Annotated in this window: 1 protein-coding gene; it reads left to right on the top strand. The window is 34.5% G+C overall.

Annotation, left to right across the window (positions count from 1 at the left end):
- Positions 1 to 580: 580 nt before the first annotated feature.
- Positions 581 to 1,150, top strand: coding sequence for a TetR/AcrR family transcriptional regulator (locus tag ACIF8R_RS18345; RefSeq protein ID WP_396482477.1), 570 nt, complete (start codon positions 581 to 583; stop codon positions 1,148 to 1,150).
- The last annotated feature ends 182 nt before the right edge of the window (positions 1,151 to 1,332 follow it).

Raw genomic sequence — 1,332 nt, 5'->3', positions numbered from 1 at the left:
AATTATTTATCCTTACTTTTTAATGATCTATTTTAAAACAAATGTCATTTTGTGTGCTTGACTGCAATAGGGTTGAGCACTATCCTTTGCCTGCTGGCCACATTGCCAGCCGGCTTTGACAGGCTGAATCAAACGAGCATTAAAGGTTTTATACTTTTAGTGTTTAGCCACTCTCGCCCCCTCTGCGGTGGAACGGGAGGGGGACACCTACGGGTGTGCTGGCTCGTTTGACCAGTCTGTCAACCCTCTTCCGTTCTGCCACCATAATCGTTTGACAGTGATTCGGTAGAACTTCTTTAGACATGAGGAGTCCTCTATGCGTACTAATTCTTTTTTATTGGCCTTTGCCAAATTCTCTCTGCCCATACCACTTAAAAAGTCTATAAAAGGGTTTAATCGACTTTAGGTTGCCTACACCTTAAGAATCGTTACGACTAAAAATCATAGCAACAATAAACCCGAGATAGGCGAGCACACCATTACTGTGCGGCTTTCGCATGCCTGTATTTAGCACTCAATTTAAGAGTGACGGCATCTTTATCTCATTTAGAAACAACAAGAATTTTATAATGGTAAAACTATGCCAACTTTAGTTCTCACAACACGTGCTTTAAAAGTTGTAAAAAAAGGGATTAATCTGTTTCACCACGGTGGATTTCACCTTGTAGGTGTCGACAAAATTGTGAACGAAACAGAAGTGAACAAAATGACGTTTTATAGTTATTTTCACTCTAAACAACGCTTCATTGAAATTTGCTTGATCGTGCAAAAAGAGCATCTTCAAGAACAAGTCATTGCACTGGTCGAGTATGACCAACACACAAGCGTGATAGATAAGCTCAAAAAGCTTTATTATTTACATACTGACGTAGAAGGGCCATATTATTTAATATTTAAAGCCATTTTTGAAACTAAAAATAGCTATCCAAATGCTTTTCAGACTGCGATAAGGTACAGAACGTGGCTGACTAATGAAATCTATAGCTTACTTAGAATGTTACAAGCCCCTACATTATTTAATGATGCCAAATTATTTTTATATATGATTGAAGGTAAAATTATTCAGCTTTTAAGCTTAGAGAAAAGAGACGATAGAGAAGATATGTTTGTATGCTTTTCTAAAGCGTTCATTAAAAAGAGTGAAAAATAAAGTAATTTAGAATTAAAAATTGTTAAGAATAATAGAGGGCAGTATTTAATAATACTGCCAACTTACTAGAAATTTTTGAAGAAATTCATATGTGATTAAAATCAATTAATTTTTGAAAAAGTTGATACTTTTTAAAATTAAGATGCAAATATTTCTTATTTTTTAAATTTAAATTTTTGTAA

The sequence above is a fragment of the Acinetobacter sp. ABJ_C4_1 genome (assembly GCF_044538495.1).
In the GTDB taxonomy this organism is placed as follows: Bacteria; Pseudomonadota; Gammaproteobacteria; order Pseudomonadales; family Moraxellaceae; genus Acinetobacter; species Acinetobacter nosocomialis_A.
This window is presented reverse-complemented; position numbering and strand designations above follow the sequence as displayed.